Raw genomic sequence first — 7,920 nt, 5'->3', positions numbered from 1 at the left:
TCGCGGCCGATCACGGCATCCGTCGGTACGGATTCCACGGCACCTCACACGAATACGTCTCGCGGCGGGCAGCGGAGTTTCTCGGCCGCGACTACTCCGAGCTCGGTCAGATCGTGTTCCACCTGGGGAACGGGGCGTCCGCGGCCGCGATCGCGGGTGGCCACCCGATCGACACCTCGATGGGGCTCACCCCTCTCGAGGGCCTGGCCATGGGAACCCGTTGCGGCGACGTCGATCCGGGTGTGCTCATGCACCTGAAGCGCAGCGCCGGTATGGATGTCGAAGCGATCGACGACATGCTGAACCACAGCTCGGGACTCAAGGGGCTGTGCGGTGTCAACGACTTCCGGGCGTTGATCCGGCTGATCGAGGAGGGATCCGCGGACGCGAAACTCGCCTACGACGTGTACGTGCACCGGATCCGGAAGTACCTCGGCGCGTACATGGTCGAACTCGGCGGCGTCGACGTGATCGTCTTCACCGGCGGGGTGGGGGAGCACCGGTCCGAGGTCCGGTTGGACGCGCTGGCGGGACTCGAACGGCTCGGGATCGTCGTCGACCCCGAGTCGAACGCGGCCGAGAGAGGGGACGAACGTCGCATCTCCGCGCCGGAATCGAAGGTGGAGGTGCTGGTGATCCCGACCAACGAGGAACTGGCCATCGCCCGGGCCGCGGCCGCGTTCGCAACAACCTCGTAGGGCTGACCGTCGGGTCCGCCGACGGACAAGACATCAGCGCGCTGTCGGCTGCGCGCGGATATCCCCCGGCTGCGCGGGTTCGGTTGACAGATGCCACGGTCAGAGGAGGCTGCGAGGGCGGATCGCGTTCGCCAGGTCGACGAGGGTGTACCGGTGCGTGCGCGCCGGTGCGCTGCGTGCCAGCGCCCGCAGCGCCGCCTCGGTGCCCCTCCGCAGACCCTTCTCGGTGAACGGGACCCCGAGGATCGGATCGAGGGACTTACGGGAGGCATGGCCGGCGCGCACCCACTCGAGGGCCGTGCCCAGCACCAGTGTGCGCATCTGCAGGGCGCGGCCCTCGTCGAGGGGCAGAGCGTCGACGCGGTGCGCGGCCTCGCGCAGTTCGGCCTCGGTCACGTCGTCGATCGGTCTGTCGTGCAACATGATCAGGATGCTCGTCATGCTGGCCACACTGTGGTGCCGAGACGTCGCGGGCACCTGGTCGAGGGTCGCGACCGCGCCGGCCAGGTCGTGACGGTCGGCGAGCTGACGGGCCAGTCCGAACGCGGCACTGACGATGTTGTGGTCGGTGCGCCACACCGTCCGGTAGTAGTTCTCGCAGAACTGCCGCCACGCCTCCGGATCGTCGCTCTCCCATTGCTGCAGAATGAGTTCCGCGGTCGCGGCCAGGGCGATCTTCGGGGCGGTCTCGCCGGGTAGCGCCTCGAGCACCCGTTCGAATCGGTCGAACGCCGTCTGGAATTCACCGAGCAGCAGCGCGGCGATCCCGGCGTGCCAGTCGATCCGCCAGTCCATGCCCAGGTCGCGTTCGAGATTGCGGAGGATCTCCTCGGCCCGTTCCCCGTGCCCGAGGTCGAGGTGGGCGCGGACCTCGGCGAGGGCGATCTCGCGGGAGAACGAGACGTCGGCGGTGCCCACGACCCGTTCGAGCCCGTTGTCGCGGGCGTGCCGCAGTGCGTCGAGTGTCTGCTGGGGCTCGCTGTGCACGGCAGCGGCGAGCAGCGCCGCGCTGGGGTCGTTCGGATCGATCAACGGAACCGGAAGGGCCCCGGCCACATCCCGCGCAGAGATGTTCTTGTCGCGGACGATGCCGTCGACGAACACGTCCGTCTGCGCGACGGCCTCATCGGTGCCGAAGGTGGTGCGCTGGCGACTGAACTTCGCCGACAGCCCGGGGTGCTCGGTGCCCGTCTGCTGGGACAGGACCTCGCGCAGCACACCGGTGAGCTGCCCGGCCATCTCGTCGGCGGACCGGAACCGCCGTTCCGGGTCGGGATCGGTGGCGCGCAACAGCAATCGATGGAACGAGTCGTACTCGGCGAGCAACGGTGCCTGTTCGGTCGTGGGCAGCCCGTCGACGTAGCGGCCCTTGTCGACGGGCAGGTCCAGCGTCAGCGCTGCCAGGGTCCGGCCGGCGGTGTAGATGTCGGTGACCGGAGTCGGTCCGGTGCGGACGATTTCGGGTGCCTGGTAACCCGGCGTGCCGTACAGGTAGCCGTAGTCCTCGATGCCCGAGACCGCCCCGAGATCGATCAGTTTGGTCTGCTCCTCGGTGACCATGATGTTCTCGGGTTTGAGGTCGTTGTAGACCAGTCCGATCTCGTGCAGATAGCCGAGCGCGGGCAGGACGTCGAGGATGTACGCGATGGCCTGCTCGATCGGCATCCGTTCCGGTTTGGTGTAGGTGTCGAGGATCTCGCGCAGGGTGTGCCCGCCGACGTATTCCATGACGATGTATCCCATCGGGACACCGTCCGGCCGCGGATGCTCGACGAAGTTGTAGATCCGGACGATGCTCGGGTGCGAAACCTCCGCGAGGAACTGCCGTTCGGCCATCGCGACCGCCTGCGCCTCGGCGTCGCCGGCGTGCAGCAGGCCCTTGAGCACGACCCAGCGATCGCTGACGTTGCGGTCGACAGCCAGGTAGATCCAGCCCAGCCCGCCGTGCGCGAGACAGCCCTTGATCTCGTACTGCCCGGCGACCAGATCTCCGGGGGCGAGATTCGGGGTGAACTCGAACGGCGTGCCACACGACGGGCAGTTGCCCGAGGAGGGTCCGGGACCGGAGGCGGTGCTGCGCCCCACCGGTTTTCCGCACTTCCAGCAGAACCGTTTGCCCTCGGCGACCCGAGGATCGCGCAGGACGACACTCGCCGGATCGAGCGGCGCCGGAACCGGGACGTCGACGAGACCGGCGATGCGCCGGCGCAGCAGTCCACGGGGACGCGATCGGCGGCTCGAGCCGCGCTGCGACGGCCCGGTCGGCGGGAGGGAGGCACGCCGGGTCGACTCCGTGGACTGCGCCGCGCCGGGGCGTGGGCTGCGCTGGGTCGACTCGGTGGGCTCCGCCGCGTCGGGGCGTGGGCTGCGCTGGGTCGACTCGGTGGGCTCCGCCGCGTCGGGGCGTGGGCTGCGCTGGGTCGCCGGTCCGCCGGGGAGTTCGGTATCGGCCATCGGATCGTCCCTCAATCCACATACGTCGCGGTGGGCGGTGCCGGTGTCGGCCCGAGGACGGAGAGCCACCTGTCGTACAACTCCGCCCAGGTGCCGTCGCGGCGGATTCGTTCGAGTGTGCCGTTCACGAACCGCACGAGATCGTCGTTGCCCAGGGTGATGCCGACACCGTACGGCTCCACACCCATCGAGGCGCCGACGATCTCGAGATTGGGATCCTGGGATGCGAGACCCGCGAGGATGGTGTCGTCGGTGCTCACGGCCTCGACCTGCCCCTGCTGCAGGACGACGAGACAGTCCGCCCACGCCGGCACGGTCAGGATCGACGCCGACGGCTGCACCTGCTGCATGCGGGTCAGCGAGGTGGTTCCGCGCACGATACAGACCCGCCGGCCCGCGAGATCCGCGGCATTGCGGATGTCCGATCCCTTGACCACCAGGACCCGCTGCTGGGCCAGGAAGTATGTCGACGAGAAGTCGACGCGTTCCCGGCGGGCGCACGTGATCGACATGGTCTTGGCGACGATGTCGACGGTGGAGTCCTGCAGCGCCTGCTCGCGGTCGGCAGAGTTGAGGATCCGGTAGTCGATCAGGTCGGGATCCCCCAGCAGATCGCGCGCGATCTCCCGGGCGATGTCGACGTCGAAACCGGCGATGCGGCCGGTGGCCGGATCACGGAAGCTCATCAGATTGCTGCCGGTGTCGAGACCGACCACCAGCCGGCCGCGGGCACGGATCGCGTCGAGTGTCGGTCCGGTCGTCGCGCCGTCGGGCCGCAGGCTCGCGGTCGGATCCCCGCAGTCGGGCATTTCCGGTTGCGCAGTGGGGGAGGGCGCCAAGGTGGCGCGTTCGGGCAGCGGCACCTCGCTGTAGGGGACCTCGACCCGGGGCAGCGGGGACACCGGCGTCGACGCGCACCCGGCGACGGCGACGACACTGCACAGTGCCGCCACCATCAGCGCCACGCGGCTCCTCACTGGTACTCCCGAAGTCGAGGCCACAATCCGATGGTGACACCGATCAGCGACACCAGGGTGAGCACCACCGCGGCAGGTGCCAGCGCGGACAAGAGCTGGGAGGCGCGGTCCTCGTTGGAACGCAGCTGGGAGCGCGCCGCCTCGATGCCTTCGGCCAGGGCGTCGTCGACGACGGCGAACTGGGCCGCCGATTCGTTCGGACCCGGACCGACCGCCAGGACCGCCGCTGCGGTGTAGTCACCGCGCTGCAGAGCGGCCACCGTCCGTTCGTGCGATTCCATCCATTCGTTGCGGGCGGCGATCGCACGGGCCACGGCATCGTCGGTGACAGCGTCTCCACCCGGGTGGGATTGCAGTAGCTCGCCGAGCCGGGCCATGGACTGTCGGAACGCGGCATCGTATTCGCCGGTGCTGTCCCGCCGGGCCAACAGCAGCGTCTCGGCGGTGCGGGACTGCTGGGCGGTGATGCGGGCCGCGGCGACCGTCCCGAGCGGCTCGGCGCCGTCACTGATGGCGCGTTGCGTCGCACTCGACGACACCAGCCCCGCGACGAGCAGCCACACCAGCAGCAGGCCGGTCGCGGCGATCGACAGGAGCAACCCGGGATTGAGGGCACGCCGGCTGATGCGGGAGATGATCAGGTGGATGCCGCCGAGCGCGGACACTGCGGCGATGAGCAACCCGATCGAGAACCACGGTGGCCGGACCGCGGCGTGCTGGGTGTCCATGACGGCACGGACACCGAGCATGTGCAGTTCCTGTGCCATCGGCAACAGCGAGGTCTGCATGAGGTTCGACGCTTCGCCGAGGTACGCGCTGCCCACCGGATTGCCCGAGCGGTTGTTGGCCCGGGCCGTCTCGATCAGGCCCGTGTACACGGTCAGCCGCCCGGAGATCCCCGACAGGAGGCGGGCACTGTCCGGGTCGTCATCGGCACCGATGGCCGCCGCGACCAGCTGCGCCGACGCCTCCGCCACGGCCTGCTCGTACCGCTCGCGGACGGCCTTCGGTTCGATGCCGCCGGAGATGAACCCGGTGACCGCCGCCGCGTCGGCGACGGACAACGCGCTGTAGAGATCCTGGGACGCGTCCGCCAGCGGCTCGATCGTCGACAGCAGATGATCGTGCGTGGCCTTGCGGCTGCTCACCGTCTGGGTCGCGACGAACCCCGAGATCGCCACCAGGATCGACACGAGCGTCCCGAGCACGATGAGCTTGGCGGGTGTCGAGCGCAGCACGGCACCCAGATCGTCGGGCACCTGCGGGCCGCTCGACCGTCCCTGCTCGAAAACCCGGGCGGTCCGTGTCTCGGGGGCCCGCTGCTCGGCGTGGTCGGGGCCGGGGTCGATCGTGGGGTGTAGGCGAGGGTCCACCAATCGCCCCTTTCGGTGTTGCACAGTCCTTGGCGAGCATATAAGCAGTACGAACAGGAATGCGCTGCGCGAGTGCGTCGGAACAGGGGTTCGACAGCCCGCGGCGGCCGGTAGGGAGGACGGACACGATGCGCGGTGACGGTGACGGATGGGCCGTCGGCCCCGACGGCGATCGCCGGTGGGGCAAGCACGGTGCGGCCGGGCTGTTGTTGCGTGCGCCTCTGCCCGACGGCCGGCCCGCGGTGCTGCTGCAACACCGCGCCGCGTGGAGTCACCAGGGCGGAACCTGGGCGCTGCCCGGCGGCGCCCGCGACAGCCACGAAAGCACCGTCGACGCCGCGGTACGCGAAGCGCACGAGGAGACCGGCATCGACGTGTCGGTGGTTGCGGTCCGAACCGAGCGCGTCACCGCCGGGGTCGTCGGCGGCTGGACCTACACGACCGTCGTCGCCGACGCCGGGATCCCGCTGGCCACCGTCCCCAACGGCGAGAGCACCGAACTGCGATGGGTGCCGGAGGTCGAGGTCGAGGCGATGGCGCTGCACGCGGGGTTCGCCGCGTCCTGGCCGACGCTGCGCACCCGCGTGGTCCGGGTCCTGCTCGACACCGCGAACGTGCTCGGCTCGCGCCCGACCGGCTGGTGGCGCGACCGGCCGGGAGCGACCGGGGCACTGCTGAACGAGCTGGCGGCGGTGCTGCCCCGGACCCTCGAACTGCCCGACGGCGGGTTCGGCTGGGTGACGCAGATCGAGGCCGTGCTCGAAGGCCGGGCCCGGGACGCGATCGTCGAGGACGCCCGCATCCCGGTGCACGCCGCCACCGGAAGCGGGGACGACGAACTGGCCCGCCTCGCCGGGGCGACCGCCACCCTCACGTCGGAGGTGACGGTGGTCGTGACCGCCGACCGCGGGCTACGGGAGCGCCTGCCCGATTCGGTGATCGCGTTGTCGCCCTCGACCGTCCTCGACTGGCTGTAGACGGTTACGCAGGTAGACCGGCCTTCAGCGCAGCGGCCGCGGCACGCGGATCGGCGGCCTTCGTGATCGCCCGAACCACCGCGACACGGGTGGCGCCGGCGGCGACCACCTCGGGCAGTCGCTCGATGTCGATCCCGCCGATCGCGAACCACGGACGGGTCGGATGCGACTGAGCGACCTCCCGGATGACCTCCAGACCCGCCGCGGTGCGGCCCGGCTTGGTCGGGGTGTCCCACACCGGGCCGGACGCGAAGTAGTCGACACCCTCCTCGATCTCGGCGAGGGCCGCCTGTGCGCGGCTGCCCGTGGATCGGCCGATGACGATGTCCGGACCCAGGATGTTGCGGGCGTGCGCGACCGGCAGATCCCCCTGACCCAGATGCAGGATGTCCGCGCCCGCCGCCAGTGCGATGTCGGCGCGGTCGTTGACGGCGAGCAGTGCGCCGTGGCGCCGGCACGCGTCGGCGAGGATCTCGAGTGCGGCCAGTTCGTCGCGTGCCTCGAGGCGGCCGAACTTCTTCTCGCCCGTCGAGTCCTTGTCACGCAACTGGATGATGTCGACTCCGCCGGCGAGGGCTTCCTCCGCGAATCGAGCCAGGTCGCCGGTGTCCCGGCGGGCGTCGGTGCACAGGTACAGACGCGCGTCCGCGAGCCGTTCCCGAGGTGAAGGATGGTTGCCACGATAGGAAGTCACAGCCCAGACGGTAACCTCTGAGGGAGAGATGACAACACGGGAGTCCCGGGGAACGCGGGGCTGAGAGGGGGCCTGCCGGCCCCGACCGTTATGACCTGACCCGGATCATGCCGGCGCAGGGAGTGAGGTGGACGCAGGATGGGAACGGTAGCCGTCGTCGGTGGCGGTGTCATCGGGTTGTCGATCGCGTGGCGCGCGGCGAGCGCCGGCTGGGACGTGACAGTGCACGACCCGACCCCCGGAGCGGGCGCATCCTGGGTCGCCGGTGGCATGCTCGCGCCGCTGTCGGAGGGCTGGCCCGGCGAGGAACACGTCCTGGAACTGGGCGCGGCGTCACTCGCGCGCTGGCCGGAGTTCGGGGACCGGTTGCAGCGCGCGACCGGGTGTGACCTGTTCACCTCGGACGGGTCCCTCACTGTCGCGCTGGATGCCGCCGACGCCGCCGACCTGCGCACCGTCGCGGAATGGGTGCAGGCGCAGGGCCACGAGATGCGGGTGCTCACCCGTGCCGAGATCCGGGAGCTCGAGCCGTCGCTCGGCCCGCGGATCCGCCTCGGGTTGCTCGCCCCGACGGAACTGGCCGTGGACAACAGGATCCTCGTCGACGCCCTGCATCGCGCCTGCGTCGAGGCCGGGGTGCGGTTCGTTGCCACCGCGGTCGATTCGCTCGACGCACTGCCCGCGGACCGGGTGGTGCTCGCGGCGGGTTCGGCGTCGGCCCGGTTGTGGCCGGGCCTTCCGGTGCGG

6 protein-coding genes, 1 pseudogene and 1 riboswitch are annotated in these 7,920 nt (G+C 70.4%); of the genes and pseudogenes, 3 read left to right on the top strand and 4 right to left on the bottom strand.

Annotation, left to right across the window (positions count from 1 at the left end; translation table 11 throughout):
* A pseudogene (locus tag I0Q12_RS31680) lies at positions 1-698 on the top strand (acetate kinase); the annotation flags it as partial.
* Positions 699-797: 99 nt separating this feature from the next.
* Here the strand turns inward: I0Q12_RS31680 and I0Q12_RS01675 are convergent.
* From I0Q12_RS01675 to I0Q12_RS01665, 3 genes are read right to left on the bottom strand one after another with little or no spacing between them, the layout of a single operon-like run.
* Positions 798-3,152, bottom strand: a complete 2,355-nt coding sequence (locus tag I0Q12_RS01675; RefSeq protein WP_197250301.1) for a serine/threonine-protein kinase — start codon at positions 3,150-3,152, stop codon at positions 798-800.
* 11 nt (positions 3,153-3,163) lie between these two features.
* Positions 3,164-4,108: a glutamate ABC transporter substrate-binding protein gene (locus I0Q12_RS01670; RefSeq protein WP_197250352.1), complete on the bottom strand. Its 945-nt coding sequence runs from the start codon at positions 4,106-4,108 to the stop codon at positions 3,164-3,166.
* Between the two features lie 17 nt (positions 4,109-4,125).
* The gene (locus tag I0Q12_RS01665) at positions 4,126-5,502 is read right to left on the bottom strand and encodes a hypothetical protein (RefSeq protein ID WP_197250300.1); all 1,377 of its coding nucleotides are present in this window, start codon (positions 5,500-5,502) and stop codon (positions 4,126-4,128) included.
* Between the two features lie 128 nt (positions 5,503-5,630).
* On the opposite strand from I0Q12_RS01665, the gene I0Q12_RS01660 reads away from it, so the two are divergent.
* On the top strand, positions 5,631-6,479 hold the full coding sequence (locus I0Q12_RS01660; protein ID WP_197250299.1) for an NUDIX hydrolase: 849 nt from the start codon (positions 5,631-5,633) through the stop codon (positions 6,477-6,479).
* Positions 6,480-6,483: 4 nt separating this feature from the next.
* Here the strand turns inward: I0Q12_RS01660 and thiE are convergent, their stop codons facing one another.
* Entirely contained in the window at positions 6,484-7,173 is a 690-nt protein-coding gene (gene thiE / locus I0Q12_RS01655) for a thiamine phosphate synthase (RefSeq protein ID WP_197250298.1), read from the bottom strand.
* A gap of 26 nt (positions 7,174-7,199) precedes the next feature.
* Positions 7,200-7,314, top strand: a riboswitch (TPP riboswitch).
* Between thiE and I0Q12_RS31675 the strand changes: the two genes are divergently transcribed.
* A partial coding sequence (locus I0Q12_RS31675; RefSeq protein WP_231609817.1) for an FAD-dependent oxidoreductase occupies positions 7,312-7,920 on the top strand: 609 nt, incomplete at its 3' end. It overlaps the preceding riboswitch by 3 nt.

Origin of the sequence: Rhodococcus sp. CX, from assembly GCF_015865005.1 — a bacterium.
Taxonomy (GTDB): domain Bacteria; phylum Actinomycetota; class Actinomycetes; order Mycobacteriales; family Mycobacteriaceae; genus Rhodococcus.
Note: the sequence above shows the minus strand (reverse complement) of the source record. Positions and strands in the feature narration are given on the sequence as shown.